At 69.8% G+C, this 26,594-nt stretch carries 24 protein-coding genes and 1 pseudogene; 8 read left to right on the top strand and 17 right to left on the bottom strand.

Features of this window, described 5'->3' with window-relative positions:
- Position 1: 1 nt before the first annotated feature.
- The 11 genes and pseudogenes from QTI33_RS23940 to QTI33_RS23985 form a co-directional block, all read right to left on the bottom strand.
- Positions 2-832, bottom strand: coding sequence for a phosphoenolpyruvate hydrolase family protein (locus tag QTI33_RS23940; RefSeq protein WP_286508856.1), 831 nt, complete (start codon positions 830-832; stop codon positions 2-4).
- Between the two features lie 24 nt (positions 833-856).
- Positions 857-2,104, bottom strand: a complete 1,248-nt coding sequence (locus QTI33_RS35185; RefSeq protein ID WP_353506355.1) for a Tm-1-like ATP-binding domain-containing protein — start codon at positions 2,102-2,104, stop codon at positions 857-859.
- Positions 2,105-2,596: 492 nt separating this feature from the next.
- A pseudogene (locus QTI33_RS35190) lies at positions 2,597-3,094 on the bottom strand (ABC transporter ATP-binding protein); the annotation flags it as partial.
- Entirely contained in the window at positions 3,094-3,912 is an 819-nt protein-coding gene (locus tag QTI33_RS23950; RefSeq protein ID WP_286508858.1) for an ABC transporter ATP-binding protein, read from the bottom strand. The gene QTI33_RS23950 and the pseudogene QTI33_RS35190, both read right to left, overlap by 1 nt.
- Before the next feature lie 13 nt (positions 3,913-3,925).
- Positions 3,926-5,179 carry an ABC transporter substrate-binding protein gene (locus QTI33_RS23955; RefSeq protein WP_286508859.1) on the bottom strand — a complete coding sequence of 418 codons (1,254 nt, stop codon included), beginning with the start codon at positions 5,177-5,179 and terminating at the stop codon, positions 3,926-3,928.
- A 16-nt stretch (positions 5,180-5,195) separates the two neighbouring features.
- Complete coding sequence (locus QTI33_RS23960; protein WP_286508860.1) at positions 5,196-6,350, bottom strand: branched-chain amino acid ABC transporter permease; 1,155 nt, start codon at positions 6,348-6,350, stop codon at positions 5,196-5,198.
- Positions 6,347-7,291 (bottom strand): branched-chain amino acid ABC transporter permease, encoded by a 945-nt coding sequence (locus tag QTI33_RS23965; protein ID WP_286508861.1) that lies wholly within the window; start codon positions 7,289-7,291, stop codon positions 6,347-6,349. Before QTI33_RS23965 ends, QTI33_RS23960 begins: the two co-directional genes overlap by 4 nt.
- Positions 7,288-8,571, bottom strand: coding sequence for a metal-dependent hydrolase family protein (locus tag QTI33_RS23970; protein WP_286508862.1), 1,284 nt, complete (start codon positions 8,569-8,571; stop codon positions 7,288-7,290). Before QTI33_RS23970 ends, QTI33_RS23965 begins: the two co-directional genes overlap by 4 nt.
- Positions 8,572-8,583: 12 nt before the next feature.
- Positions 8,584-9,876 carry a metal-dependent hydrolase family protein gene (locus QTI33_RS23975; protein ID WP_286508863.1) on the bottom strand — a complete coding sequence of 431 codons (1,293 nt, stop codon included), beginning with the start codon at positions 9,874-9,876 and terminating at the stop codon, positions 8,584-8,586.
- A 2-nt stretch (positions 9,877-9,878) separates the two neighbouring features.
- Positions 9,879-10,679 (bottom strand): alpha/beta fold hydrolase, encoded by an 801-nt coding sequence (locus QTI33_RS23980; RefSeq protein ID WP_286508864.1) that lies wholly within the window; start codon positions 10,677-10,679, stop codon positions 9,879-9,881.
- Between the two features lie 3 nt (positions 10,680-10,682).
- Positions 10,683-11,549: a fumarylacetoacetate hydrolase family protein gene (locus tag QTI33_RS23985; protein ID WP_286508865.1), complete on the bottom strand. Its 867-nt coding sequence runs from the start codon at positions 11,547-11,549 to the stop codon at positions 10,683-10,685.
- Between the two features lie 168 nt (positions 11,550-11,717).
- On the opposite strand from QTI33_RS23985, the gene QTI33_RS23990 reads away from it, so the two are divergent.
- Both QTI33_RS23990 and QTI33_RS23995 read left to right on the top strand, forming a co-directional pair.
- Positions 11,718-12,428: a TetR/AcrR family transcriptional regulator gene (locus tag QTI33_RS23990; RefSeq protein ID WP_286508866.1), complete on the top strand. Its 711-nt coding sequence runs from the start codon at positions 11,718-11,720 to the stop codon at positions 12,426-12,428.
- A 5-nt stretch (positions 12,429-12,433) separates the two neighbouring features.
- The gene (locus QTI33_RS23995) at positions 12,434-13,288 is read left to right on the top strand and encodes an alpha/beta hydrolase (protein ID WP_286508867.1); all 855 of its coding nucleotides are present in this window, start codon (positions 12,434-12,436) and stop codon (positions 13,286-13,288) included.
- Between the two features lie 7 nt (positions 13,289-13,295).
- On the opposite strand, the gene QTI33_RS24000 is transcribed toward QTI33_RS23995, so the two are convergent.
- Positions 13,296-14,021 (bottom strand): OmpW/AlkL family protein, encoded by a 726-nt coding sequence (locus QTI33_RS24000; RefSeq protein ID WP_286508868.1) that lies wholly within the window; start codon positions 14,019-14,021, stop codon positions 13,296-13,298.
- A gap of 902 nt (positions 14,022-14,923) precedes the next feature.
- On the opposite strand from QTI33_RS24000, the gene QTI33_RS24005 reads away from it, so the two are divergent.
- The 3 genes from QTI33_RS24005 (at position 14,924) to QTI33_RS24015 (ending at position 19,902) form a co-directional block, all read left to right on the top strand.
- Positions 14,924-16,768, top strand: coding sequence for an extracellular solute-binding protein (locus QTI33_RS24005; protein WP_286508869.1), 1,845 nt, complete (start codon positions 14,924-14,926; stop codon positions 16,766-16,768).
- A 137-nt stretch (positions 16,769-16,905) separates the two neighbouring features.
- Positions 16,906-18,537: a long-chain fatty acid--CoA ligase gene (locus tag QTI33_RS24010; RefSeq protein WP_286508870.1), complete on the top strand. Its 1,632-nt coding sequence runs from the start codon at positions 16,906-16,908 to the stop codon at positions 18,535-18,537.
- Between the two features lie 153 nt (positions 18,538-18,690).
- The gene (locus tag QTI33_RS24015) at positions 18,691-19,902 is read left to right on the top strand and encodes a glycosyltransferase family 4 protein (RefSeq protein WP_286508871.1); all 1,212 of its coding nucleotides are present in this window, start codon (positions 18,691-18,693) and stop codon (positions 19,900-19,902) included.
- Positions 19,903-19,914: 12 nt separating this feature from the next.
- Here QTI33_RS24015 and QTI33_RS24020 read toward each other — a convergent pair whose 3' ends face one another.
- On the bottom strand, positions 19,915-20,880 hold the full coding sequence (locus QTI33_RS24020; protein WP_286508872.1) for a LysR family transcriptional regulator: 966 nt from the start codon (positions 20,878-20,880) through the stop codon (positions 19,915-19,917).
- 124 nt (positions 20,881-21,004) lie between these two features.
- On the opposite strand from QTI33_RS24020, the gene QTI33_RS24025 reads away from it, so the two are divergent.
- Positions 21,005-22,357 (top strand): MFS transporter, encoded by a 1,353-nt coding sequence (locus QTI33_RS24025; protein ID WP_286508873.1) that lies wholly within the window; start codon positions 21,005-21,007, stop codon positions 22,355-22,357.
- 33 nt (positions 22,358-22,390) lie between these two features.
- Positions 22,391-22,774, top strand: a complete 384-nt coding sequence (locus QTI33_RS24030) for a DUF2784 domain-containing protein (protein ID WP_286508963.1) — start codon at positions 22,391-22,393, stop codon at positions 22,772-22,774.
- On the opposite strand, the gene QTI33_RS24035 is transcribed toward QTI33_RS24030, so the two are convergent.
- Together QTI33_RS24035 and QTI33_RS24040 are read right to left on the bottom strand one after the other, a co-directional pair.
- Complete coding sequence (locus QTI33_RS24035) at positions 22,707-23,624, bottom strand: alpha/beta hydrolase (protein ID WP_286508874.1); 918 nt, start codon at positions 23,622-23,624, stop codon at positions 22,707-22,709. The two genes, QTI33_RS24030 and QTI33_RS24035, sit on opposite strands and share 68 nt — an antisense overlap.
- A gap of 55 nt (positions 23,625-23,679) precedes the next feature.
- A complete protein-coding gene (locus QTI33_RS24040; protein WP_286508875.1) occupies positions 23,680-24,882 on the bottom strand; it encodes an MFS transporter in 1,203 nt (400 codons plus the stop codon).
- An 85-nt stretch (positions 24,883-24,967) separates the two neighbouring features.
- On the opposite strand from QTI33_RS24040, the gene QTI33_RS24045 reads away from it, so the two are divergent.
- The gene (locus QTI33_RS24045; protein WP_286508876.1) at positions 24,968-25,603 is read left to right on the top strand and encodes a TetR/AcrR family transcriptional regulator; all 636 of its coding nucleotides are present in this window, start codon (positions 24,968-24,970) and stop codon (positions 25,601-25,603) included.
- On the opposite strand, the gene QTI33_RS24050 is transcribed toward QTI33_RS24045, so the two are convergent.
- Together QTI33_RS24050 and QTI33_RS24055 are read right to left on the bottom strand one after the other, a co-directional pair.
- The gene (locus QTI33_RS24050) at positions 25,590-25,793 is read right to left on the bottom strand and encodes a hypothetical protein (RefSeq protein ID WP_286508877.1); all 204 of its coding nucleotides are present in this window, start codon (positions 25,791-25,793) and stop codon (positions 25,590-25,592) included. The two genes, QTI33_RS24045 and QTI33_RS24050, sit on opposite strands and share 14 nt — an antisense overlap.
- A gap of 26 nt (positions 25,794-25,819) precedes the next feature.
- Entirely contained in the window at positions 25,820-26,488 is a 669-nt protein-coding gene (locus tag QTI33_RS24055; RefSeq protein WP_286508878.1) for a retropepsin-like aspartic protease family protein, read from the bottom strand.
- Between the last annotated feature and the right edge of the window lie 106 nt (positions 26,489-26,594).

The raw sequence follows: 26,594 nt of genomic DNA on the forward strand, positions 1-26,594 counted from the left end.
GTTATCTCGTCATTCCAACGAAGCGACGCGTGGTCTCGGTGAGGGCCACCTCGGTCGGCAGCCGCTCCATCGAACTCGCGCCATAGAAGCCGTGGCACGCGGGGCAGCGCGCGAGCACGTACTGCGCGTCCTCGGGGGTGGCGATCGGGCCGCCGTGGCACAGCACGATCACCTCCGGGTTTACCGCCTGCGCCGCCGCCGCCCAGGCGTTGATCCGCGGCACGCAGTCGGCCAGCGTGAGCGCGGTGCCGGCACCGATCGCGCCACCGGTCGTGAGTCCAAGGTGGCACACCACGATGTCGGCCCCGGCCGCCGCCATGGCACGCGCATCGGCCTCGCAGAACACGTAGGGCGTGGTCAGCAGGTCGAGCGCACGGGCGCGGGCAATCAGCTCGACCTCGAGCCCGTAGCCCATGCCGGTCTCTTCGAGGTTGGCGCGGAAGACGCCGTCGATCAGCCCGACGGTCGGAAAGTTCTGCACGCCCGAGAAGCCCAGCGACACCAGCCGGGCCAGGAATTCGTCGGGAATCATGAACGGGTCGGTGCCGTTCACGCCGGCCAGCACCGGCGTGTGCCGCACCACCGGCAGCACCTCGCGCGCCATCTCGCAGACGATCTCGTTGGCGTTGCCGTAGGCCAGCAGGCCGGCCAGCGAGCCGCGCCCGGCCATGCGGTAGCGGCCCGAGTTGTAGATCACGATCAGGTCGATGCCGCCGGCCTCCTCGCACTTGGCCGACAGGCCGGTGCCGGCGCCGCCGCCGATGATCGGCCGGCCGGACTCGATCTTGGCGCGCAGGCCGGCCAGCAGGGTCGAGCGGGAGATGCGTGGCATGGGCGGTTTCCTCCTCGTGGGCCTTCAGGCGCGCCGGGCGCCGGCCGGCGCGCGCGACACCGCGTGCCAGGCCGCCACCAGGGCCGCGGCGAAGGCCTCGTCGTTGATGTGCAGCGGCAGCCGCTGCAGCTGGCGGTCGGGGCCGCTGCGGAAGCCCCGCTCGATGCTGTCGAACAGCTGCCGGTCGGCCTCGGGGTCGTGGAAGGGCTGGCCGGGCCGGTCGATCGCCGACACGCCGCCCTCGGGGATCAGGAAGCGCACCGGGCCGCGCATCGCATTGAGCTTGGCGGCGATGAACTCGCCGATCGCCCGGCATTCGTCGGCCGAGGTCCGCATCAGGGTCACGGTCGGGTTGTGGCGGTAGAGCCGGCGGCCCTTGAAGCGCTCGGGCACCGTGTCCCAGGCGCCGAAGTTGGCCATGTCGAGCGCACCGCAGGAGCCGACGTAGGGCAGGGCATGGCGCGCGAACACGTCGAGCCGGGTGGGGCCGGCCGACAGCACGCCGCCGGCGATCTCGTCGGCGATCTCGGTGGTCGAGACGTCGATCACGCCGGCGATCAGGCCGGACTCGGCCAGCTTCTCCATCGACTGGCCGCCGACGCCGGTGGCGTGGAACACGAGGCAGTCGTAGGCCTCTTCGAGGCGATGGGTCACGGCCTGCACGCAGGGCGTGGTGACGCCGAACATCGTCAGCCCGATCGCCGCCTTGGTCACGGTCGACTCGACCGGCGGATGGGCGATCATGCCGGCCAGCGCATGGGCCGCGTTGGCCAGCACGCGCTCGCTGATGCGGTGGATGCCCTGCACGTCGGTGACCGAATACATCATGCAGATGTCGCTCGGGCCGACATAGGGGCGGGTGTCGCCGCTGGCCATGGTCGAGACCATCATCTTCGGCACGCCGATCGGCAGGGCGCGCATGCCCTGGGTCGCCATCGAGGTACCGCCGCTGCCGCCGGCCGAGATGATGCCGCCGAGGTCGCGGCGGGTGCCGAGAAAGGCCTCGAAGGCCAGCGCCATCGCGGCGGTGGCGCTGCCCCGGTCGTTGCTGAACACCGCCGATTCGCCCTGCGGATGGTGCCGTGCCACCTCGCGCGGATGGACGCTGGCGGGCGAGGGCTTGCCGGAGGTCGACAGGTCGACCGTGACCACGCGCAACCCGAGCTTCTCGATGCACTGGCGCAGGAAGGACAGCTCGCGGCCCTTAGTGTCGAAGGTGCCCACCACATAGGCCGGGCGCTCGCTGCTGGCCGCGACCGGGAACTCGAACACGCGCGGCGACGCGGCCGCCGCCGGCGGCGGCGCGGGTTCCGGCGCGGGCGGCACCAGGCGCACGATGTCGGCTACCGGCGCGGCCGTGCCGCCGGCGTTCCAGCGCGTGAAGCCGCGCACCGTGCTCGGCGCCAGGTCGTCGAGCGACGGGGCGCCGTCGCCATGGGCACGGCGGACGGTGAAGACCTGGGTCGGGGGCGGTCCGTCGTCCGCCGGGGCGGCCGACGGGTCCTCGAACTCCTCGCCCGCGCCGCCGGAACGCACGCCGAGCAGCCGCTCCTGCAGTTCGCGGTCGGCCGCCAGTTCGGCCGCCGGCATCTCCCTGGTGATGCGGCCATTGACCATCAGGCCGATGCGGTCGGCCACCGAGATGGCGACACCGAGGTTCTGCTCGATCAGCAGCACCGCGATGCGGCCTTCGGCCGACAGGTCGCGCAGCGCCTGCGCCACCTGCTCGACGATCACGGGCGCCAGCCCTTCGGTCGGCTCGTCCATCACCAGCAGCTTCGGGTTCAGCAGCAGCGCGCGCCCGATCGCCAGCATCTGCTGCTCGCCGCCCGACAGCTGGGCGCCGCCATGGCCGCGTCGCTCGGCCAGCCGCGGGAACATGGCATAGACGCGGTCGACGTCGCGCCGGCGGCCGGCCACCAGCCGCAGGGTCTCGTCGACCGACAGCGACGGCCAGACCCGGCGCCCCTGCGGCACGTAGGCGATGCCGCGCTTCGTGATTTCGTTCGGCGCCAGGCCGAGGATCTGCTCGCCCGCGAGCCGGATGCTGCCGCGCGCCGGCACCAGCCCGGTGATCGCGTTGCACAGCGTGGTCTTGCCCATGCCGTTGCGCCCGACGATGCCCAGCACGCCGCGCTCCAGGGTCAGGGCCACGCCCTGCAGCGCATGGGCGCGGCCGTAGTACACGTCGAGGCCGTCGATCGCGAGGATCGGCGCGGCGCTGGCCGCGCCCGCTTCGCGGTCGCTGCGAAACCATGCCATCAGTGCCTGCTCCCCATGTAGATCGCCTGCACCTGCGCGTCGTTCTCGATCTCGGCCGGCGTCCCGGTGCGCAGCACCCGGCCGTTGTGCATCACGGTGACTCGGTCGACCACGCGCAGCGCGATGTCGAGGTCGTGCTCGATCAGCACGAAGCTCATGTGGGCCGGCAGCGAAGCGAGCAGGGCGACCAGTTCGCGCCGCTCGACCGGCGACAGGCCGGCCGCCGGCTCGTCGAACAGGATCAGCCGCGGCGCGCCGGCCAGCGCCATGCCGATCTCGAGCTGGCGCTGCTGTCCGTGGGCCAGGTTGGCCACGCGCTCGTCGGCGATGTGGCTCAGGCGCGCCCGTTCGAGCAGGTCGCGGGTGGCGCGGGTCGAGGCGTGGCCGGCGCGCGCCCGCAGGAAGCTGAAGCGGCCGCTGGCCACCCCGCGCACCGCCAGGAACAGGTTGTCGCGCACCGTCAGGTCGCGAAACAGCAGCGAGGACTGGTAGGTGCGCCGCAGCCCCTTGCGGATGCGGTCCTGCGGCGCCAGTTCGGTGATGTCCTCGCCGAAGAAATGGATGCGCCCCGCCGTCGGCGGGAAGTCGCCCGTGACGGCGTTGAAGAGCGTGGTCTTGCCGGCCCCGTTGGAGCCGAGGATCGCGTACTTCTGCCCCGCCGCGACGGTCAGCGACACGTCGTCGACCGCGCGCAGGGCGCCGAAGGCGCGCGTCACCCCGTCCAGCCGCAGCGCATCGCCCGAGAGCAGCTGCGCGCCGGCGCCGGAAGCCGCGCCGCCGCGTGCGGCGCCGGGCTTGAGCGGGGTGATGGTGGCCATGCCTGTCGCGGTCCTACGTGCGGCAGTCGGGGACGTCGCGCGTCCCGAGGCCCATCTTCTTGAAGTCCGCCTCCGGCAGGCCCAGCGTCTGCGAGATGTTGGGCACCTGCTTCACGACCTTGTTGTAGAACGAGCCGTCGGGTGCCTTCGTCACTTCGGTGATGTAGGTGGTGCCGACGCCGTTGCGGTTGGCGTCGATCTTGACGTCGCCGGCCGGGCCCTTGAAGTTGGTCTTCTGCAGCGCATCGCGGTAGGCCTTCTGGCCGTTCGACAGGTCGCCCTTGACCGCATCGAGGCCGTCGAGCGCGGCCTTGGTGTTGATGTAGTACAGGTAGGCGAACAGCGACGGGCTCGGGAAGCCGTCCTTGAAGTTGGCCTTGTAGTCGGCCACGAACTTCTTCCACTCGGGGGTGTCGATCGAATCGGCCATCGGCCCGGCGGACGCGGTGCCGAGCAGCGACTCGCGCCGCTTGCCCTTGAAGTTCAGCACCGTCTGGTCGACCGTGATCGAGCCGCCGACCATCGGCTTGTCGCCGCCGGCCTGCTCGTACTGCGTGAGGAAGTTGACCGCGTCCGAGCCGCCCAGCACCACCACCAGCGCGTCGACGTCCTTCGGGATCTTGGCGATCACCGAGGCGTAGTCCTTGGTGCCCAGCGGCACCCAGGCCTTGTCGACCACCTTGCCGCCCTTGGCGCAGTAGCTGGCCATGAAGCCCTGCACCTGCGAGTAGGGGAAGCCGTAGTCCTCGGCGATCAGGAAGGTTTTCTTGTAGCCCTTGGAGAGCGCATGCTCGCCCAGGCCCACCATCCACTGCGCGCCTTCGGTGTTGAAGCGGTAGAAGTTCGCCGCCGGGTCGCCCAGCGTCGCTGCCTGCGCGCCCGACGAACCGTTGATGAAGGTGATGTTGGGCTGGGTCTTGGCGTAGTTCTTGACCGCGATGCCTTCGTCGCCCGACAGCGGGCCGATCATGATCTGGACCTTGTCCTGCTCGACCGCCTTGCGCGTCGAGTTGACCGCCTTGTCGGGGGTCGCGTCGGACGACACCTTGACGAATTCGATCTTCTTGCCCCCGGCCATGCCGTTCTTTTCCTTCAGCGCCAGGTCGGCGCCGCGCATGCCGTCCTGCCCGGGCGCCGCGAACGGTCCCTCCAGCGACGCCAGCAGGCCGATCTTCAAGGTCTCCTGGGCCTGCGCGAGGCCGCCCATCGTGACCATCACTGCGGCAGCCACGATGCTGCGCCCGAACACTGTCTTGCCTCTGCTCATGTCTCGCTCCTTCTTTTCATCGATGAATGCGGCCACGGCCGCGGGGGGTGAAAGAGGCGCCCAGACGATGGCGCAGGCCCTGCCAGAGGCCCAGCAATCCGTCGGGGGAAAACAGCACGATCGCGAGGAAGACCCCGCCGATCACGAGATTGAAGCGTTCGCGGTCGACCAGGTCGATGGCGAAGTTCTGCAGCAGCACGAACACGATCGCGCCGACGAAGGCACCGATCGGATGCTTCATGCCGCCGAGCACGGCGATGATGAGGATGTTGATCATCGCGCCCACACCCACGGTGCCGGGCGAGATGCGGCCGTTGTACCAGACCATCAGCACGCCGCCGACCGCCGCCAGCAAGCCCGCCACCGCGTAGGCCGCCACCCGGTGCGCCGTGACGTCGAAGCCCAGCGCCTGCATGCGGCGCGGGTTGTCGCGGATGCCCTGCAGCGCGATGCCGAAGGGCGCGCGGACCAGGTGCTTGACGAAGAAGTAGCCCGCCAGCGCGCAGGCCAGCACCAGGAAGTAGAAGGGCATCGGCTCGTGCAGGTCGAGGCCGAACACGGTCGGCGGCGCGATCCGGCTGAAGCCCTGGAAGCCGTTGAAGACCGTGTAGTTCTGCTGTGCGAGGTAGAAGAAGGCCACGCCCACCGCGAGCGTGATCATGATGGTGTAGATGCCCTCGGTGCGCACCGACAGCCAGCCGATGGCCGCGGCCACCACGGTGGCCAGCGCGAGCGCGACGACCAGCGCCAGCCACCAGGGCCAACCCAGGCTGATCGCCAGGTTGCTGCTGCTGCCGAAGATCGCCAGCATGTAGGCGGCGAAGCCGGCGACCGTCATCTGGGCCAGCGACACCATGCCGCCGTAGCCGCCTAGGAAGGTGAGCGACAGCGCGATCAGGCCCAGCGCCAGCGACTGGGCGCCGATCTGGAAGGTGAAGAAGGGCGTGGCCACGAAGGGGTAGCCGACCACGAACACCAGCACCAGCAGGTGGCGCAGCCGGATGGCCGCGAGCGCCCGGCGCCACCAGGCCATGGCGGGTGCCGACGCTGCGGCACCGGCGCCAAGGGGCAGGGACGGCATCGGCACCACTGCGGACCCGCGGCCGCCGCGGGCCGCCGCGGCCGCGCCCGCCGACCCGCCCATCGCCCGCCGCCAGCGTGCCGCGCTCACTGGCTCTTCCCCATCAGCCCGCGCGGCTTGAAGGCCAGCGCGATCACCATGATCACGAAGGTGAAGACCACGCTGTAGGTCGGCGCGTAGGCCAGACCGAACTGCTCGGCCAGGCCGATCAGCAGCGCGCCGATCGCCGCCCCCACGACGCTGCCCATGCCGCCCACGATCACCACCACCAGCGAGGCCAGCAGGTAGCGCGTGTCCTCGCCGGGCGAGATCGACAGCGCCGTGCCGCCGACCACGCCGGCCAGCCCGGCCAGTCCGGCGCCGATCGCGAAGGTCAGCGCGAAGACCCGCTGCACGTTGACACCCGAAGCGGCCAGCATCGCGCGGTCGTCGACGCCGGCGCGGATCATCATGCCGATCCGCGTGCGCGCCAGCAGCAGCCAGAGGCCGACGCCGATCACGATCGAGGCCAGCAGGACGAACAGGCGGTAGGTCGGGAACTTGGCGACCAGCGGCAGCGTGGTCGAGCCGTAGATCCACGCCGGCGGATCGAAGGTGTAGATCTCGGCGCCCCAGATCCACAGCATCAGGTCGGCCAGCACGATCGACAGGCCGATCGTGACCAGGGTCTGGCGCAGGTCCTGGCCCTGCATGTGGCGAAACACCAGCACCTGCATCAGCAGGCCCATCAGCGCCGCGGCGAGGAAGCCGGCGATGACCGCCAGCACCCAGGAGCCGGTGCGCTCGCCGACGAACCATCCCACGTAGGCGCCGAAGAGGTAGAGCGAGCCGTGCGCCAGGTTGACGTTGCGCATCAGGCCGAACACCAGGGTGAAGCCGCTGGCGACCAGGAAGTAGAGCGACGCCAGGGTCAGGCCGTTCAGGAAGGTCTTGAAGAACAGGGTGTGGTTGTCCGAGATCGCCCAGACCACGAACACCGCGATCGGCACGCCGAAAAGCAGCCAGAGGGCGAGGCCTTTCCTGTTTCTCACGCAGCGCGCTCCCAGGCCCGCCGCGAGGCGATCTCGGGCGCCTTGGCGAACTCGCCGTCCTTCATCACGGCGAGGATGCGCTTCGGGTCGCGCAGGATCGACAGGTTGGCCAGCGGGTCGCCGTCGACCAGCATCAGGTCGGCCAGGTAGCCGTCCTTGATGCAGCCGAGCTCGTCGGGCCGCATCATGATCTGGCCGCCGTACAGCGTGGTCGAGCGGATCGCCTCCATCGGCGTGAAGCCCAGGTACTTGACGAAGAATTCGAGGTCGCGCGCGTTCTGGCAATGCGGCGTGAAGGCAAAACCGTAGTCGCCGCCGGGCAGCACCCGGATGCCGCGCTTGTGCATCTTCGCGAGCGACACCACCGCGGCTTCCCACTCGGCCTCGTAGCCCATGCCGACCGCCATGTCGTGCGTGACGCCGTAGGGCTCGGCCTCGTACAGCATGGCGTAGAGGATCGCGATGCCCGGCGCCACGAAGACCCGGTCCTTGGCGGCTTCCAGCATGTCGATCGCCTCGTCGTCTACGAAGCTGGCGTGGTAGATCAGGTCGATGCCGTGGCGCAGCGCCTGCTTGACGCTCTCGGACGAGCGCGCATGCGCGATGCCGCGCTTGCCGCGGATGCGCACCTCGCGCATCGCGGCCGCGACCTCCTCGTCCATCATCCAGGTGGTCTCGGACGGCGATTGCGGCGTGAAGTTGTCGCCCGACAGGTTCATCTTGACCGAGTCGACGCCGTACTTCAGGAACAGTCGCACCGCCTTGCGCATCTCCTCGGGCCCCGAGATGTTGACGCCGAAGCTGAACTCGGGGAAGGGCAGGTGAGGCAGCGTCTCGTCGCCGAGGCCCCCGACCACGGTGATCTCCTGGCTGGCTGCGAGATAGCGCGGGCCCGGGATCTGCCCGGCGTTGATCGCGTTGCGGATCACGACGTCGAGCCGCGGCTTGGCGCAGGCGGCGCCGACGCAGGACGTGAAGCCGGCCTCGAGGTAGCGCCTGGCGACCTTGGCGCACCACAGCACGTGCTCCTCCAGCGGCAGGGTCTGGATCTCGGCCAAGGTGGCGGCGTCGTTCCAGGAGAAATGGGTGTGGGCCTCGCACATGCCGGGCATCAGGGTGGCGCCGGCGCCGTCGATCACGGTGGCGCCGCCGGGCGCGATCGGCGCCGTGCTGCGGCCGACCTGGCGGATGCGGTTGCCGCGCACCAGCACGCTGCCGGTGTAGGGGTTCTGCCCCGTGCCGTCGAGGATGCGGACGTTGGTGAAGACGACATCGGCCATGGGCTTCTCCTGTCAGGCCGTGGCCCAGCGCGTGGTGCGCGCCGAGCGCAGCGGCGGCGCGCGGTGGAACTCGCCGTCCTTCATGACGGCCATGATGCGGGCCTTGTCCTGCAGCACCGTGATGTCGGCCAGCGGATCGCCGTCGATCAGCAGGATGTCGGCCAGGTAGCCTTCGCGGATGTGGCCGAGCACCTTGCCCATGCGCATCATCGGACCGCCCCAGGCGGTGGCCGACAGCAGCGCTTCCATGGGGCTCATGCCGACGTACTTGACGAAGTATTCGAGGTCCTTGGCGTTGGTGCCGTGCGGCGTCCAGGCGAAGCCGTAGTCGCCGCCGGGCAGGATGCGAACGCCGCGCCGGCGCAGCGCGCGCATGCTCTCGACCGCCGCCTCGAGCTCGCGGTGGTAGCCCATCTTCTTCGTCACCTCCGGCGTCAGGCCCCACTGGCTCGCGTGATGGGAGGTGTTGATGAGCCAGGCCAGTCCCGGCGCGATGAAGTGCTCGGTCTTGTGGGCCTCGAGCATGTCGAGCGCCTCGGTGTCGGTGAAGCTGGCGTGGTAGATGACCTCGATGCCCTGCTTGACGCACTGCTTGATCGACCAGGTGGAGCGCGCATGCGCGGCGACGCGCTTGCCCCAGGCCTTGGCCTCCTGCACGCAGACCGTGATCTCTTCCTCGGTGAACTGGCTCATCTCGCTCGGCATGCCGGTGATCGACTCGCCCGAGAGATTGATCTTGAGCGAATCGACCCCGTACTTGGCGAACATCCGCACGCAGCGCCGCATCTCCTCGGCGCCGCTGACGATCGCGCCGAAGGCGAACTCCGGCTGCGGCAGGTGCGGCCGGGTGGTGTCGCCCAGGCCGCCGGGCACGGTGATCTCCTGGCTGGCCGCGAGGTAGCGCGGCCCGACGATGGTGCCGTCGTTGATCGCGTTGCGGATCACGACGTCGAGCCGCGGCTTGGCCGTGGCGGCGCCGACGCAGCTGGTCCAGCCCATGTCGAGGTAGCGCTTGGCCACCTCGGCGCACCACAGGATGTGCTCCTCCGGCGGCATGCGCTGGATGGCGTCGAGGCTGGGCTGGTCGTTCCACGAGAAATGCGTGTGGGCCTCGACCATCCCGGGCATCAGGAAGGCGCCGGCGCCGTCGATCACCTGCGCCCCGGACACCGGTGCCGGCCGCGCCCCGTAGCCGGTCTTGACGACCCGCGCGATGCGGTTTCCCTGCACCAGCACGTCGCCGCTGAAGGGCGCCTCGCCGCCGCCGTCGAAGATCCGCACGTTGGTGAAGAGGACGTCGGCCATGGTCAGATGCTCCTTGCCTGCGCCGCGAGAAAGTCGCGCAGCTCGCGCTGGCACTCTTCGGGCCGCTCGATCGGGGTCCAGTGGCCGCAGCGCGGCAGCACCACCACCCGCTTGCTGGCGGCACGGTGCAGCCGCTCGGCCATCGCTCGCACGGCCTGCGGGGGCGCGACGCCGTCCTCGTCGCCGGTCACGAGCAGCACCGGCGCCTCGATCTGTTCGACCGCCGCCGCCTGGGCGCCGGCCAGCGCCTCGCAGCTGCGCGCATAGGCCTCGCCGTCCTGGCGCATCAGGCTCTCGCGCACGTAGGCGACCGCCACCGGCAGCCGCTGGCGGGTGTCGGCGGAGATGGCGCCCTGCAGCAGCGCCTGGGTGATCTCGTGCATGCCGGCCGCGCCCTCGCGCGCCTTGGCGGCCCGCGCCGTCATCGCGGCGCGCGCGGCATCGGGCGGCGCGATCAGCGGACCGAAGAGCGCCACGCTCGCGACCCGCTTCGGGTGGGCGGCGGCGATGTGCTGGCAGACGATGGTGCCCATCGAATGGCCGATCCAGTGGGCGCGAGCCACCTTGAGGCGATCGCAGACATCGAGCAGCGTCCCGACATAGCGCTCGATCGACAGCGCGCCCTCGGCCCGCTGCGACCGGCCGCTGCCCGGCAGGTCGATGCGGACCACCCGGTGCCGCGCGAGCGCCGGCATCAGCGGCGTGTAGGTGTTGCCGCTGCCGCCGAGCCCGTGCACGCAGACCACGGCCGGGCCGTCGCCTTCTTCTTCCACCGCGATGCGGTCGATCAGCTGGAAGCCCATGGCCTACTCGAACCGGTTCTCGATGACGCCGATGCCATCGATCTCGATGCGCACCACGTCGCCCGCGCGCAGCCACTGCGGCGGCTTCAGTCCCATGCCCACGCCCGAGGGCGTGCCGGTGGCGATGACGTCGCCCGGGTGCAGCGTGATGCCGCGCGAGCAGGTCTCGATCAGGGTCGGGATGTCGAAGATCATGTCGCGGGTCTGGCCGTCCTGGCGCAGCGCGCCGTTGACCCAGCCGCGCACGCGGGTGGCGCGGCCGTCGAGTTCGTCGGCGGTCGCGATCCACGGGCCCATGGGGCAGAAGGTGTCGAAGCTCTTGCCGAGGTCCCACTGCTGGTGGCGCATCTGGACGTCGCGGGCCGTGACGTCGTTGACCACCGTGTAGCCGAACACGTGGTCCATCGCATGGGCCGCCAGGATGTCACGCCCGCCGCGGCCGATCACCACCGCGAGTTCGGACTCGTAGTCGATCTGGATCGAGGCGGCGGGGGAGGGCAGGCGCACCGCGTCGTGCGGGCCGACCACGCATTCGCCGAGCTTGCCGAAGACGATCGGCCAGGGGTCGGTCTCGGGCATCGCGGCGCGGAACACCGAGCCGGCCAGCTCGGCCGCGTGGGCGTGGTAGTTGCGTCCGACGCAGAACAGGCTGCGCAAGGGGCGCGGCAGCGGCGCGCGCAGCGTGATCACCTCGACCGGCAGCCGCGTGCCCGAAGGCTGCGGCAGCGGCTCGCCGGCGGCCAGCGCCTGGATCAGCGGCAAGGCCCCGAGCGAAGGGTCGCGCACGCCCAGGGGCGTGGCCTCCCGCCCGTCGGGCGAGATCGTTCCCACGTGGTCGCGTCCACCCCAATTCCAGCTTGCCAGGCGCATCGACTTTGTCTCCATATCGCTCCGGGGTCCGGCGGCGTGCGCCGCGGCCTCGAAGTCTCGGAAGTCATGTTTGAGACTTGCGTCTCAAATCGGGATCGCTGCATCATACGATCCGGCATCCGCTGTTCACAATAGATTCCAGGCCCTCCAAAGCCCCGTACAAACCCGATGGCGAGACTGAAACACAAGCTGAGCGAACCCCCGCTCCCCCCCGAGCGCGGGGTCAAGGCGGCCACCTTCCGGCTGCTGCTCGACACCGCCATGACGATCATCCAGGAGAGCGGCCACATCCCCTCGGTGGCCGAGGCGGCGGCCCGCTCGAAGGTGTCGCGGGCCACCGCCTACCGCTATTTCCCGAGCCGCAGCGCGCTGGTCACGGCGGTGATCGACAGCTCGCTCGGGCCGGTGCGCAAGCTGGCGTCGGCCAACCCGAACGGCCGCGACCGGGTGCACGAACTGTTCCTGCAGACCTTCCCGCGCTTCAAGGAGTTCGAGGCCCAACTGCGCGCCGCCGCCCAGCTGTCGCTGGAACAGTGGGGACTCGAGCGGGCCGGCCTGCTGGAGGAGGAGCCCTACCGCCGCGGCCACCGCGTGCGCATCCTGGAGCATGCGATCGAGCCGCTGGCGCCCTTGATGAGCCCGGCCGTGCGCGACCGGCTGCACCACGCGCTGTCGGTGGTCTACGGCATCGAGCCCTACGTGATCCTGAAGGACATCTGGGGCCTGGGCGACCGCGAGGTGGAACGCACCGCCCTGTGGATGGCCGACGCGCTGATCGACGCCGCGCTGCGCGATGCCGAGCAGAAGCCGGCCCGCCGCCGGCCGGCCAACAAGGCCCATGGCGCACGCGCGACGGCGTTGGCTGCCAAGGGCGGTTGAACGGCATGCCGCGCCCATCGCCTGCGTGGTTCGATGCCCAGTACAACGCCCGGGCCGGCATTCCCGGGCATCCCGCGATCCTGCGCCATTGGGCCGAGGCCTCCGCCCGTGCACTGGCCCGGCCGGGCTGGGTGTTCGACCTGGCCTACGGCGACGACGCCAGCGAACGGCTCGACATCCTGCCGGCCGCGGGCGCAGCGGCGCCGGTGCTGGTCTACATCCACGGCGGCTACTGGCGCGCGCTCGACAAGCGCGACCAGGCCTTCGTGGCGCCGCCCTTGGCCGATGCCGGCGCGATGGTGGTGCAGCTCAACTACGCCCTGTGTCCGGCCGTCGGCATCGAACACATCGCGCTGCAGCTGACGCAGGCGCTGGCCTGGGTCTGGCGGCATGCGGCCGATCACGGCGGCGACCGCGGGCGCATCGTGGTGGCCGGCCATTCGGCGGGCGGGCATCTGGCGGCCATGCTGCTGGGCTGCGACTGGCGAGCGGTGGCGCCCGGCCTGCCCGCGGACCTGGTCAAGTCGGCGCTGGCCATCTCCGGCCTCTATGAACTGGAGCCGCTGCGGCATGCCCCCTTCCTGGCCGCCGACATCGGCCTCAGTGCAGCGTCGGCACGGCGCCTCAGCCCGGCACTGTGGCCTGCGCCCGCGCGCGGCAGGCTCGCCACCGTGGTCGGTGGCGACGAGAGCGAGGAGTTCCGGCGCCAGGCCGGGCTGATCGCACGCGCCTGGGGGCCGGACGTGGTGGTGGCCAGCGAAACGGTGGCGGGGCGCAACCACATGGACGTGCTGCACGAGGTCGCCGACCCGCGCTCGCGCACGCACGCGATGGCGCTGGAACTGCTCGGAATCCCTTGAGCGCGCCCTAGAACTTGTACGTCACCGCGAGGTACGGGACGATCGGGTTGAGCTTCAGGCTGGCTTCGCTGTTGGCCACTGGGATGCCGCGGGCCGTGGTGGTGAGCTTGGCCGTGGTCTTCAGGGGGATGTAGGAGACCGAGAAGGCCATGCCCCAGTGCGGATCGAACTGGTAGGCCACGCCGGCGTTGAAGACCGCCGCGAACGAGCTGTCGAGCTTGGCCGTGGTCGCCGACAGCGCCGAGGCCGGCAGGCCCAGGCGGTTGGCCAGCGCGCCCTGCAGGCCGGGCGTGAGCTTGACGTCGCTGTACCAGACGTAGGTGGCGCCGAGGCCGACGTAGGGGCGGAACTTGGCATCGCCGTCGTTGAAGTAGTACTTGGCCAGCACGGTCGGGCTCCACTGGCGGGCTTCGCCGAGTTCGCCGATCGGGCCCAGCGTGCCTTCGCCGGAGAGCTTGAACTTCGGCGGCACGCCCATCACGCCTTCGACCGCCCAGTGGCTGTCGATGAAATAGGTGAGGTTCAGGCCCAGGGTGTCGGAGGTGCCGACGCTGGCGCCGGAGCCCGGCACCACGGCGGCGACTGGCGAGGTGAACGTGAGAGGCTTGCTCGAGTCCTGTGGGGCGAAGTGCAGCCAGCCGGCACCGACTTGCCAGTCGCCGGCCTTTTGTGCGAGTGCGCTGCCGGAACCGAGGGCAGCCATGGCCGCCAATGCAAGGAATCCAATCTTCATGAGTTGTGGATGTTGTGGATCCAAGAGGAGAACCTGGGACAAGCGGTCCGCTCGAATGATTCCGACTGCCGCGTCGCCTCCCGAACATCGCGGCGGCCTCGATGGCTTGCCTCGTCTTTCTGGTCTTACGCGAGGCTGTAGATAGCAAGGCTGGTTCTCCAAAGATCTTCTCATCGGAGATCATGCTGGCCCGCTGGGTGCGGGCCGCTTTTTGACTCAGACGAGTCTGTCGTCGCAGACGTTTCGTCGCACCTCGCCGCGCCGCGCTCTGCCGCCCTGGCAGTTCGAAGTGGATTCGGTGAAGCCGGGCTTGCCGACGATCGCCCGGGTGCTGGAGGATGAATCGGCCGGCGCGCGCGGCTGTCCGACAGCGACTCCACGCGCGACCACATGGGGCCGGCACGCTGATCCTGTCGGGCGGCATCACCGGGGCGGTGGCGGTGCAAGCCGGCGAGTCGGGGGACGCCCGCCCTCATTCGAAGACGGGATGCGCCTGGTAGTGAATGGTCTGGCCGGCACGAAGCGGTCGCGTGATAGCTGCGGGTGCTATAGAAGAAGGTGATGGTCCAGGTGCGGGTTGGACAGCGCTCATCGGGGGTTCACCTTCGTCTTCCGCGCAACCTTGCAGCACCCCGAGCACGGCCATCAACGTTGCAGTCGCGAGCCTCCGGCGTGTCTCTTTTCTATCCAGATGGCTCACGATTGGATCTTCATTTGGGGGCGTTTTTTATAGCCCCTCGGCGGCCAAACGAAATCCATTTTTCGTTCAGAAATTTCCCTTTGATTTTCGAGAAATCTCTTGCATCCGATGGTTGCCTTCCCTGCGCCAGCATCGTCCCATTTCCCGGGAGGAGCGGGGCCGCGCGCTGCGACCTCGTGCGAATCTCGGCCAGAATTCCCGGATGCGAAATTGGCTGATCGGATTGTTGGCTGCCCTGGCGCTGCCCGCCTGGGCGGCCCACGGATTGGGCATGGGATACGAGCCGAAGTACCCGGCCTCGTTCAAGCATTTCGACTATGTCTATCCTGACGCGCCCAAGGGCGGACACTTGACGCTTTCAGCAAGCGGGAGCTTCGACAAGCTCAACCCCTTCACCCTCAAGGGCACCCCCCCGGCCGGCATGGGTTACAGCAGCAACGGTTTCGTGTTCTCCGAGTACGGCCTGGTCTTCGATTCATTGATGACGCCCAGTGAAGACGAGCCTTTTTCGAGCTACGGGCTGCTGGCGGAAGACGTGCTCGTCGCCCCTGACCAGATGAGCGTCACTTTCCGCCTGAATCCCAAAGCCCGCTTCTCGGACAACACACCCGTCCTGGCGCAGGACGTGAAGCACTCCTTCGACACCTTGATGAGCCAGCAGGCCGGCCCGACCTTTCGTTCCTATTGGAGCGACATCAAGGCGGCTGTCGTGGTCGACGATCACAGGATTCGCTTCGAGTTCAAGCGCCGCAATTCGGAGCTGCACATGATCATCGGGCAATTGCCCGTGTTCTCCCGAGCCTGGGGTCGAGGCAAGGCGTTCGATCAGAACGTCGATGAGCCGCCAGTGGCCAGCGGGCCCTACGTCATCGACAAGGTGAATCTGGGCAAGTCCATTTCCTACCGGCGACGACCGGACTACTGGGCCGCCGATCTTCCCGTTCGCAAGGGAATGTTCAACTTCGACGAGGTCAGCTATCAGTACTTCAGGGATCGACTCGGGGAGGAAGAGTCGATGAAGGTGGGGGCGCTCGACGCCCTTGAAGAGGGATCGATCACCGCCTGGATTCGCCGCTACAAGGGCCGCCGCTTCGACTCTGGCGAAATCGTCAAGGCCGAGATCGCGCATCGCCGCTTCACCGGCATGCAGGGCCTGGTCGTGAACCTGCGCCAGCCCCGCTTCGCCGATATCCGGGTGCGTCAGGCGCTGGCGCTGGCCTTCGACTTCGACTGGCTGAACCAGCATCTCTTTTATGGTCGCAGGGCTCGGACCTTCAGCTACTTCCAGAACAGCGACGACCTGATGGCAAAGCCCGAGCTCGGCTCGGACGAGCAGGCGCTGATCGCGCGGCTCGTGCACAAACAGGCCTATCTCAAGATCGTGCAAGGGGCATTGCCCCGACCCGCTGAGACCGGCAACACGGCCGAGGGCCTGCGAAGCAACCTGATCGCAGCGCAGGCGCTGCTGAAAGAGGCGGGTTGGTCCTACGGTGATGGCGCGCTGCGCGACGGCGGCGGCACACCCTTCGTGATCGAGATCGACATCGTCGACCGCAGTTCCGAGCCCGTGCTGGCGCCCTACGCCAGAAACCTGAGCAAGCTCGGGATCTCGCTGCAGTCTCGCCTTCGTGATGCCAGCCTGATGAAGAAGAAGCTCGACGATTTCGACTTCGACATGGCCATTCAGATCCTTGGTGGCTCGTCGAGTCCCGGCAACGAGCTCTATGACGATCTGGGCTCGAAGTCCGCGGCCGAAAAGGGAAGTCAGAACATCAGCGGGATCAGCGATCCGGTGATCGATGAACTGATCGAAATCATCGTCGCAAGCCCTGACCGCACTTCCCTTGCCACTGCCGTCCGGCTGCTCGACAGGTTGTTGCTGCATCAGCACTACGTGGTCCCCATGTACTACGGCAAGCAGTACTACATCGTCCACAAGCGCAACCTGAGGCGCCCCAAGGCCGAGTTGCCGCAGCGTCTGCTGGCGGGCTCTGCCTTGCTGACGACTTGGTGGATGGACCCGGCGACGATGAGTGCGCGTGATTGAGTACCTGCTGCGGCGACCGCTCCTCATGACCTGATCCGCGCCCCGACTGCTCGCAATCCCTCGAACGCGCGGCGCATCTCCCGCCCTATCATCCGGCCCGGCCAAGGTTCGTTCGCGCCCCTCGACGGAGACAGACGATGCAGTCCACCATGATGCCGGTGCAGCTCAGCACCAACCAGATCCTCGACCGCGCCGGCACCTATTTCGGCGAGCAGAGCGTGCTGGGCCGGCTGCCCGACAAGTCGACCTACAGGCGCAGCTACCGCGAGATCCGGCGCCGGGCCCGGCAGCTGGCGCAGGCCCTGCGCGACAAGGCCGGCATCGCCCGCGGCGACCCGGTCGCCACCATGAGCTGGAACCACGCCTGGCACCTCGAGAGCTACTTCGGCATCCCGGCCGCGGGGGCGGTGCTGCACACGCTGAACCTGCGGCTGTCGCCGGAGGACATCGCCTACATCATGGACGATGCCGGCGACCGCGTGCTGATCGTCGACGACGTGCTGCTGCCGGTCTGGGAGCGGGTGTCGCCGCTGCTCAGGCGGCAGCCGCGGGTCATCGTCGTGCCGTTCAGCGGTGCCGCCTTGCCCGCGGGCCAGGAGAGCTACGAAGACTTCATCGAAGGCGACGCCACCGACTACCGGTACCCCGAGCAGGACGAGAACGAGGCGGTCGGCATGTGCTACACCTCGGGCACCACGGGCCGGCCGAAGGGCGTGGTGTACTCGCACCGCTCGATGGTGCTGCACGCCATCACCGGCTGCATCCCCGACCTGTTCGCGCTGTCGGCGCGCGACCAGGTGATGATGGTCACGCCGATGTTCCACGCCAATGCCTGGGCCGTGCCGTTCTCGGCCATGATGGTCGGCGCCGGCCAGGTGCTGCCCGGCCCCCATCTCGGCGGCGAGGACCTGCTCGACCTGATGGAAGAAGGGCAGGTCACGATGGCGCTCGGCGTGCCGACCATCTGGATGATGATCTGGCAGGCCATGCAGAAGCCGACGCGCGAGCGCCGGCTGGTAAAGGGCATGCGGATGCTGATCGGCGGCGCCGCGGTGCCGCAGACGATGATCGCCAACTTCGCTTCGCACGACATGCACATCGTCCAGGGCTGGGGCATGACCGAGACCTCGCCGCTCGGCAGCGTGCCGGTCATCAAGCCGAAGCATCTCGCGCTGCCCGACGAGGCGCGGCATGCGCTGCGCGCCATGCAGGGCATCGCCACGCCGCTGGTCGAGATGCGCATCGTCGACGAGGCCGCGGGCCTGCAGCCATGGGACGGCAAGGCCTCGGGCGAGGTGCAGGTGCGCGGGCCGTGGGTCACGGGCGCCTACCACGCGACGCCGAACGACCCGGGCAAGTTCACCGCCGACGGCTGGCTGCGCACCGGCGACATCGGCACCATCGACCCCGAGGGCTACATGCACCTGGTCGACCGCAGCAAGGACATGATCAAGTCGGGCGGCGAATGGATCAGCTCGGTCGAGCTCGAGAACCTGGTCATGGGCCATCCCGCGGTGGCCGAGGCCTCGGTGGTCGCGATCGCGCACCCGAAGTGGGGCGAACGGCCGCTGGTGGTGGCGGTGCGGCGCCCGGGCGCCGAGGTCGACGGCGCGGCGCTGCGCGAATTCCTGCGGCCGAAGCTGGCGCGCTTCCAGCTGCCGGACGACTTCGAATGGGTCGAGGCGATCCCCAAGACCGCGACCGGCAAGTTCCTGAAGACCCGGCTGCGCGAGATGTACCGCGACCGGGTGTCGCAGTCGCCGGACTGATCCCGGGGCAGGGGAAAGGTCGCGATCGCTGGCCGCTCTTGCCGCCAGGAAGCTTCAGATCGTCCGCGTGATTCCGGGGAAACTTCCTCTGCGTGGCTCGCCCCGACATTGGTGCCGCAGCGACGGCTAGCATCCGCGGATTTCCCCCTGTCGATGAAGCTCCTTCTGATCCATCAGAACTTTCCTGGCCAGTTCCGTCACCTGGTCCAGGATCTCCAACAGTCCGCAGAACACGAATTGCTGGCCATCGGCCGCGACACCGCGCCGGGCCTGCCGGGCGTCGAACTGCTGCGCTACGCGCCCAGGCGCCAGGCCTCGACCCAGACGCACCCCTACCTGATCAGCTCCGAGGACGCGGTGCTGCACGGCCAGCAGGTGCTGCGCGTGCTGCTCGAGCTCAAGGCGCGGGGCTATGTGCCCGATGTCATCCTGGCGCACCCGGGCTGGGGCGAGACCTTGTTCGCCAAGGAGGCCTTCCCCGGCGCGCGCCTGGTCCACTTCTGCGAGTACTACTACCACGGTCGTGGTGCCGATGCCGGCTTCGATCCCGAGTTCCCGCTGTCGATCGACGGCGCGGCGCGCATCCGGGCCCGCAATGCCATGCACCTGCTGAACCTGGAGCAGTGCGATGCCGGCATCACGCCCACGCACTGGCAGCACGGCCTGCATCCCGCGGCCTATCGCGACAAGATCTCGGTGGTCCACGAGGGCGTCGACGTCGAAACCCTGCGGCCCGACCCGGCTGCCGGCCTGAGGATGGCCAGCGGGGCGCTGCTGGCGGCCGGCCAGCCCATCGTCACCTACGTGGCGCGCAACCTGGAGCCCTTGCGCGGCTTCCATGTCTTCATGCGGGCCGCCAGGCAGATCCTGGGCCGCCATCCCGGTTGCCGGATCGTGGTCGTCGGCGGCGACGCGGTCAGCTATGGCAGCCGCCCCGCCGATGCCGAGAACTGGCGCGCGAAGATGCTGGCGGAAACCGGCATCGACACCACGCGCGTCCATTTCCTCGGACAGATCCCGCACGCGCTCTACCTCAAGGTGCTGCAGGTCTCTGCCGCCCATGTCTACCTGACCTATCCCTTCGTGCTCTCATGGTCGATGCTGGAGGCCATGGCCTCGGGCTGCCTGCTGGTCGGCTCGGACACCGCGCCGGTGCGCGAAGTCCTGAGGGACGGCGAGAACGGCCACCTGGTCGACTTCTTCGACGTGCAGGGCATCGCGCACAAGGTGCTCGAGGTGCTGCATTCGCCGCAGCGGCAGATCCCGCTGCGCGCCAACGCCCGCGAGACGGCCGCCCGCTACGGCATTCGGCGCGGGATCGAGGCCTACCGGCGCCTGCTCTTCGAGGCCGCGCCACCGGCCTGAGGCGCAGCCGGCTCAAGCGACGCCGCGCTTCGCCCCGGTCGTCAGCGAGGCCACCGACGGCGCGATCCAGCGCGGCTCGTCGAGCACCTGCCGCATGCGCTCGCGCAGCCATCGATGCGCCGGGTCTGCGCTCTGCCGTGGGTGCCAGGCCATGCGCATGGCCTCGGAGGGGACCGTGACCGGCAGCGCGAAGACCTGCAGGCCGAGCGAGGGCGCCATGCCGCGCGCCGTGCGCTCCGGCACGCTGGCGACCAGGTCGGTGCGCGAGGCGGCGATCAGCGCCGAGAAGGAACTGGGCACCAGCAGCGCCACCTGCCGTGCGAGGCCCAGTGCGTCCAGCGCAACGTCGACCGGCGACAGCTCCCCCGAACGCGGCGTCACGCCGACGTGGCGCGCGGCGGCGAAGCGCTGCGTCGTCATGGGCCGCTTCTTGGGCATCGCGAGCAGCGGGTGGCCCGTGCGCACCGCGCCCACCAGCGTCTGCTGCGACAGGACCTGGCTCTCGGTTTCGGGGTCGGTGTTGCGGAAGCTGCCGACGTCGAGGTCCAGCCGCCCTTCGCGCAAGGCACCCGGGTCGGCTTGCGTTTCGGGCAGGAACTGCAGGGTGGCCAGCGGCATGTCGATCTCCAGCGCGCGCGACAGGCTGGCGCCGAACACCACCGCGATGCCCTCGGGCGCCCGGACCACGAAACGGCGCCGGACCGACGCCAGCCCCTGCGCGTCGACCGGTGCCCGCAGCGCCTGGGCCTGCGCCAGCAGCGCCCGCACCGGCTCCACCAGGGCCAGGGCGCGCGGCGTCGGCACCAGCTTGCGGCCGGCACGCACCAGGATCGGATCGCCGAAGGCCTCGCGAATGCGCGCCAGCGTGTGGCTCATCGCCGGCGTGCTCAGGTGCATGCGGGCCGCGGCCTGCGTCACGCTGCCGGTGGCGAGCAGGGCGTCGAGCGCGGTCAGCAGGTTGAGGTCGTAGGTGTTCACGTGGCGAAATCATATGTTCAATTCATTGCACTGTACAAAATCAAGGTCGCTGCCGACACTGGCGTCCCCCTGCCCGAAAGCCATTCCCGTGAAACACCCGCCGTCCCCCCTGTGGCCATTCGCCATGCTCGTATTGACGCTGGTCCTGGCCGCGCTCGACCAGACCATCCTGTCGACGGCACTGCCGGTGATGGCGCGCGAGCTCCCCGGCGGATGGCCGCTGGCCTGGGTGTTCTCCGCCTACCTGCTCGCGGCCACCGTGGTGATCGCGCTGTACGGCCGGCTGGCCGACCTGCTGGGCAGGAAGCCCATGCTGCTGCTGGCGATCGGGCTGTTCCTGCTCGGCTCGCTGGCTTGCGGCGCGAGCCACGACCTGCGCCAACTGGTGCTCGCGCGGGCGCTGCAGGGCGCGGGCGGCGGCGGCCTGATGACCCTGGCCATGCTGACCGTGCCCGACCTGTTCGGACCCGACCAGCGCGGTCGCTACCAGGCCCTGCTGGGCGCGACCTATGGCGTGGCGACGATGCTCGGTCCCTTGGTCGGCGGCGCCCTGGTGCAATACCTGTCGTGGCACTGGGCCTTCTGGCTCAACGTGCCGCTGGCGGCGCTGGCCTGGGGCGTGCTGGCGCTGACCCTGCCGCCGAAGCAGGCGTCGCCGCTGCCGGGCCCGCGGCCTCGCATCGACGGGCTCGGCGCCGTGCTGCTCGCGGCCGCGCTCGTGAGCCTGCTGCTGGCGACGCAGCACGACCGGCTGGACCTGCCCGAGCGCGTCTCGTTGGGGCTGCTGCTGGCGCTGGGCGCCAAGTTCACGCTGGCTTTCGTGTGGCGGCAGCGCCGCGCGGCGCATCCCCTGCTGCCGTTGTCGCTGTTCGCCCGTCCGGCCTATGCGGCGGCCTGCTTCATCGGCTTGACCAGCGGGGTCGCCCTGTATGCCGCGGTGGTGTTCCTGCCGCAGTACCTGCAGAACGGGCTGCACTTGTCGCCCACGGCCTCGGCCTGGCACCTGCTCCCGCTGATGGCCGGCATCACGGTCGCCGCCGTGGCTTGCGGCAAGCTGCTGCGGGCGCAGACGCCGGCCGCCGCGCTGGCGCGGCTGGCGTGCGCGCTGGTGCTGCTGTCCATGGGCTTGCTGATCGCCGCGCTGCACTGGCTGCCGCGGCAGCCGGCGGCGATCTCCGCCGGCCTGCTGCCCCTGGGCCTCGGCCTGGGCCTGCTGTTCCCGATCGTCACCGTGGTGGCGCAGCGCGTCTCGCCGGTCGAGCACATGGGCATCGCCACCGCAGCGCCGATCATGCTGCGCAGCCTCGGCGGGGCGGCCGGGGTGGCGCTGCTGGCCGCGCCGGGCCATGGCTTGCAGCCGGTCTTCGCCTGCGTCGGCGGGGTGGTGCTGGTGGCGCTCGTGGCTTGTCGGGGGTTGCCGCGCGGTGGCCGGCGGCCGGCAGCGCAGCGCGCCGGCCTCCCGCAGGCGGCATCCTGAGTCAAGGCAGGACTAGCATCCCCTCCCATGGGAATGCTCGACCGCCTGCTGGCCGACGCCGTGCTGCTGTTGCACGGGTCGTTCATCCTGTTCGCCGTCTTCGGCGGCCTGGGCGTGTGGCGCTGGCCGTGGCTGGCATGGCTTCACCTGCCGGCGGCCGCCTGGGCCGGCTGGGTGGTCGCGGCCGGCTGGATCTGCCCGCTGACGCCGCTCGAGAACAGCTTGCGCCGCAGTGCCGGCGAAGCGGGCTATGACGGCGGCTTCATCGAGCACTACCTGCTCGGCCTGATCTATCCGGAAGGCCTGACGCGGCCGGTGCAGGTCGGGCTGGGGGCGGGCGTGCTGCTGTTCAACGCGGTGCTCTACGGCTGGCTGGTTGTGCGCCGGATCCGGGCGGCTCGGGCGTCAGGCCGATGAAGGCCAGCAGCGGCGGCAACACCGGCCCGCCGATCCATTCGAGCGGCTTTGCGATCGCACCGATCAGCGTGACGTGGTCGAGGTCGCCGAACTCGCGCACCTCGACCTTCACGCCGGCCGCCCGCAGCCGCTCGGCCATCCGGCCCGTGTTGCGCGCCGGATCGACCAGCCGGTCGTGGGCGGCCACCATCAGCAAGGCCGGTGGCGAAGCGGCGGACGCATGGGCGAGCGGCTGCGAGCTCGGCGCCGTCTGCGGCCACTCGAAAGCCGCCTGCGTCCTCGGGTCCCCGATCGGCAGGAAATCGTAGGGACCAGCCAGGCCGATCCAGCCGGCGAGCTGCGACGGATCGCCACCGTCGGCGCGCAGCCAGCGGGCGTCCAGCGCCACCATCGCAGCCAGGTAGGCGCCGGCGCTGTGTCCCATCACGAAGACCTGCCTCGGATCGGCACCCAGCCGCGCCGCGTTGTCGATGCCCCATCGGGTGGCCCTCGCACTGTCGCTGACGAAGGCCGGGTAGGTCGCCTGCGGCGACAGCCGGTAGTCCGGAATCACCACCACGGCACCGCGTGCCGCCAGCGCCTCGCCGACGAACCTGTAGTCGGCCCGCTCGCCGGTGGTCCAGTTGCCGCCGTAGAAGAAGACGACCAGTGGACGCTGGCCGTCGGCCGGAGGGCGGTCGGCGAGCGGGCGGTAGACGTCGAGTCGCTGGCGTGGCTGGGGGCCGTAGGCCAGGCCGGCTTCCGACCGGTAGCTGCTGCTGGGCACCAGGCCGTTGACGATCCGCGCCGGCGAACAACCCGCCAGCAGGGCGCCGGCCAGCGCGGCGGCCCAGGAGAAATGCAGCGTCATGCGGGCTGATACGCACGCCGGCCGCCGCCGGATCACCAGAGGGCGCCCGCCGGTCTCAGCGGCGGGCCGTGCCCAGCAGCGCCAGCAGCGCCAGCAGGACCACGCCGCCTGCGAACTCGTACGCCGTCATGACGATGTTGCCCTGGTGCGCCACGCCGTACCCTGCCACCATCGCCGGCAGCCCCATCGCCAGATAGGCGATCACGAACAGCACCGAGAGCACGCCGGCACGCTCCTGCGGTGTGATCAGCAGCACCACGCTGCGCAGCGCGCCCTGGAAGCCGGTGCCGAACCCCAGCCCGGCGACCGCGCTGCCAAGCAGGAACAGCAGCACCGAGTGGTGCGCGATCGCGGTCATCACGAGGGCCATGCCGGCGATCAGGGCCAGGGCGCCGAGCCGCATCAGCGCCCTGGGCGAGGCTTCGCGGATCAGGTACACCGCCAGTGCGCCGCTGCCGGCCAGCACGAACAGCGCGAATCCGCCGAGCAGGATCGAGGTGGTGCCCGCGAAGCTGCGGATCAGCGTCGGCCCGAGCGAGGCGTAGAAGCCGGCCATGGCCCAGACCGCGACCAGTGCAGGGGCCGCCAGCAGCAACGGCCCGCGCACCGCGAGCGGCACCGCCAGCCGGGGCCGGAGCGAGGCCCAGGCGCCGGGCCGAACGGGGGCCGTCTCTGCCATGAAGAACACCGCGACGCCCTGCAGCACGAAGATGCTGCCGAGCAGCGCGTAGACCAGGTGCATCGGCGCCGGCAGGTACTGGATCATCAACCCCGCGACCAGGCCGCCGGCCGCCGTGCCCATCATCGGCGCGACCGAGTTCGCGATCGCACCCCGGCCCTTGTCGATGTCGAGCAGGCCGGCGCCGGCCGCCGCGATCGCGGCGCCGGCCGAGAGGCCCTGGACCACGCGCGCCAGCAGCAGGTCGGACAGGCCGTCGGCGGTCGCGAACACCCCCATGCTCACGGCCTGCGCGACGGCGGCGCCGATCAGGATCGGCCGCCGCCCGACGTGGTCCGACAGCCGGCCGCCGACCAGCAGCGCCGACAGCACCGCCAGGGCGTAGATGCCGAAGGCCAGCGTCAGCATCGTGGCCGAGAAGCCCCATTGCTTCTGGTAGATCGCATAGAAGGGCGTCGGCGCGCTCGATCCGGCCAGGAAGCCCAGCGTCATCGATGCCTGCAGCAGGAAGGCCGCGTTCGGCGAGAGGCGGCGGCGTGCGGGCGCAGCGGCGGAGGCGGTCGGGCAGAGGGAGGTCATGGGCGTGCTCCGGAACTCAAGAAACTATACAGACCGATCTGTCTGGTGCTTGCAGTGTACAGACCGGTCTGGTAATGTCAAGCCCATGGAAACGAAACAAGCGGTGGCGCCGGAACGCCGCTCGGCGCGCGACCGCCTGCTGGCGGCGGCGGACGAGCTTTTCTACGAAGGCAGCATCCACACGGTCGGCATCGAGCGCGTGATCGAACGCGCGGGCGTGGCCAAGGCCTCGCTCTACGACACCTTCGGCAGCAAGGAGGAACTGATCCGGGCCTACCTCGAGGCCCGCCAGGCGGCCCGCAAGGCGCGCATCAGCGCCAGGCTGGCGACCTGTGCCACCCCGCGCGACCGGCTGCTGGGCGTCTTCGATGCAATGGAAGACTTGATGGCCACGCCGGGTTATCGCGGCTGCGCCTTCAACCGGGCGGCGGCGGAGTCGAAGCCGGGCACCCCGGTCAAGAGCGCCTGCGACGACGCCCGCAGCTGGATGAGGGAACTGTTCACCAACCTGGCCCGCGATGCCGGCGCGGCCGATCCCGACCACCTGGCGAGCCAGCTGGTGCTGCTCTACGACGGCGCCTCGGTGTCCGGTCAGATGGGGGCGGGCGGCAGCGCGGCGGTCGCGGCGCGCGAGATGGCGGCATTGCTGCTGGATGCGGCGACGGCGAAGACGTCCCCGCCAAGACCAGGCGGCGCGAAGGCCGCGTTCAGATCTCGATGATCTGATTCAAGGTTTCGCAAGCCGCTTCGAAGACCGAAGGAGGCACCTGTTTCCAGGGGTGCGCCTTGGCTCCGCGCAGGCGCCAATCGAAGGACTTCGGCTGGTGCGCGACGGATGCCGTCAACCGCAGCGCCAGGTCATTGCCCCAATCCTGGATGGTTTGCTCGGCCTTGACCTGGCCGGGAGACATGGCTTCCCATTCATACGAAGGTGACTCTATCTTCTCGACTTCGACGTATCGACAGGTAGAAGCGGCTGTCGTGCAGCCTCGGTTTTGCTCACGATCGTCATCTCGCGCTCGTTGGCCGTGACCTCGAACATCGACAGCAGTTCCTGGCCGAGCAGGGCCTCCGGCGACTTGCCGCCCAGCGACCCCACGACCACCGTCGCCTGGCGCACCCGGAACGGACCGAAGGTCATCGGGATTCCTTCGACCCGGCGCCCTTCCATGATGCCGCCGCTGGTCTGGACATGGGCCGGCGCGCCGCCGATCAGGTTGGCGCGGGCGGCGAAGGCCTCGGTGACGGCGACGCCGGCCTGCACGGTCGATGCCTTGTCGATCACGAACTGCACCGGGAAGCCGTTGACCGAGCCGCGGATCCAGAAGCGGCCGTCCTGGCCGATCGGGACCGTGATCTGGCGGGAACCGTCGATCGCGATGTCGGCCGTCTTGGCGGCCTGCGGCCGGTCCGGGTCGACCAGCACGCAGCCGCGCGATTTGAGCTGCGCCGGCCCTTCGCCGGACGGCACGTTGGTGTAGGTCTTGCCGCATTTGAAGATCGGGTCCGCGGCGGCCGGCTGCAGGAGCAGGACGCCAGCGGCCATGGCGGCCGCCGCGCCCAGGCGGCGCAGCGTGGATCGGGCGTGCTGGGAAATGCGGTTCATGGAGCACCTCGCGCGACAAGGGACAAGCCGGACGATGCCTCAATCGATCGCGACGCGGCGTCGGCCGGCTTCGGCGGCAGCCGAGCGGTGGACTGGACGCGCCGGA

It is taken from the genome of Variovorax davisae, assembly GCF_030316845.1.
In the GTDB taxonomy this organism is placed as follows: domain Bacteria; phylum Pseudomonadota; class Gammaproteobacteria; order Burkholderiales; family Burkholderiaceae_C; genus Variovorax; species Variovorax davisae.

What these genes read in the sequence shown, in the direction of transcription:
- QTI33_RS23940 (WP_286508856.1), bottom strand. Translation starts at nt 832, where the DNA reads ATGCCACGCATCTCCCGCTCGACCCTGCTGGCCGGCCTGCGCGCCAAG.
- QTI33_RS23950 (WP_286508858.1), bottom strand. Translation starts at nt 3,912, where the DNA reads ATGGCCACCATCACCCCGCTCAAGCCCGGCGCCGCACGCGGCGGCGCG.
- QTI33_RS23955 (WP_286508859.1), bottom strand. Translation starts at nt 5,179, where the DNA reads ATGAGCAGAGGCAAGACAGTGTTCGGGCGCAGCATCGTGGCTGCCGCA.
- QTI33_RS23970 (WP_286508862.1), bottom strand. Translation starts at nt 8,571, where the DNA reads ATGGCCGATGTCGTCTTCACCAACGTCCGCATCCTCGACGGCACGGGG.
- QTI33_RS23975 (WP_286508863.1), bottom strand. Translation starts at nt 9,876, where the DNA reads ATGGCCGACGTCCTCTTCACCAACGTGCGGATCTTCGACGGCGGCGGC.
- QTI33_RS23980 (WP_286508864.1), bottom strand. Translation starts at nt 10,679, where the DNA reads ATGGGCTTCCAGCTGATCGACCGCATCGCGGTGGAAGAAGAAGGCGAC.
- QTI33_RS23985 (WP_286508865.1), bottom strand. Translation starts at nt 11,549, where the DNA reads ATGCGCCTGGCAAGCTGGAATTGGGGTGGACGCGACCACGTGGGAACG.
- QTI33_RS23990 (WP_286508866.1), top strand. Translation starts at nt 11,718, where the DNA reads ATGGCGAGACTGAAACACAAGCTGAGCGAACCCCCGCTCCCCCCCGAG.
- QTI33_RS23995 (WP_286508867.1), top strand. Translation starts at nt 12,434, where the DNA reads ATGCCGCGCCCATCGCCTGCGTGGTTCGATGCCCAGTACAACGCCCGG.
- QTI33_RS24000 (WP_286508868.1), bottom strand. Translation starts at nt 14,021, where the DNA reads ATGAAGATTGGATTCCTTGCATTGGCGGCCATGGCTGCCCTCGGTTCC.
- QTI33_RS24005 (WP_286508869.1), top strand. Translation starts at nt 14,924, where the DNA reads ATGCGAAATTGGCTGATCGGATTGTTGGCTGCCCTGGCGCTGCCCGCC.
- QTI33_RS24010 (WP_286508870.1), top strand. Translation starts at nt 16,906, where the DNA reads ATGCAGTCCACCATGATGCCGGTGCAGCTCAGCACCAACCAGATCCTC.
- QTI33_RS24015 (WP_286508871.1), top strand. Translation starts at nt 18,691, where the DNA reads ATGAAGCTCCTTCTGATCCATCAGAACTTTCCTGGCCAGTTCCGTCAC.
- QTI33_RS24025 (WP_286508873.1), top strand. Translation starts at nt 21,005, where the DNA reads ATGCTCGTATTGACGCTGGTCCTGGCCGCGCTCGACCAGACCATCCTG.
- QTI33_RS24030 (WP_286508963.1), top strand. Translation starts at nt 22,391, where the DNA reads ATGCTCGACCGCCTGCTGGCCGACGCCGTGCTGCTGTTGCACGGGTCG.
- QTI33_RS24035 (WP_286508874.1), bottom strand. Translation starts at nt 23,624, where the DNA reads ATGACGCTGCATTTCTCCTGGGCCGCCGCGCTGGCCGGCGCCCTGCTG.
- QTI33_RS24040 (WP_286508875.1), bottom strand. Translation starts at nt 24,882, where the DNA reads ATGACCTCCCTCTGCCCGACCGCCTCCGCCGCTGCGCCCGCACGCCGC.
- QTI33_RS24045 (WP_286508876.1), top strand. Translation starts at nt 24,968, where the DNA reads ATGGAAACGAAACAAGCGGTGGCGCCGGAACGCCGCTCGGCGCGCGAC.
- QTI33_RS24050 (WP_286508877.1), bottom strand. Translation starts at nt 25,793, where the DNA reads ATGTCTCCCGGCCAGGTCAAGGCCGAGCAAACCATCCAGGATTGGGGC.
- QTI33_RS24055 (WP_286508878.1), bottom strand. Translation starts at nt 26,488, where the DNA reads ATGAACCGCATTTCCCAGCACGCCCGATCCACGCTGCGCCGCCTGGGC.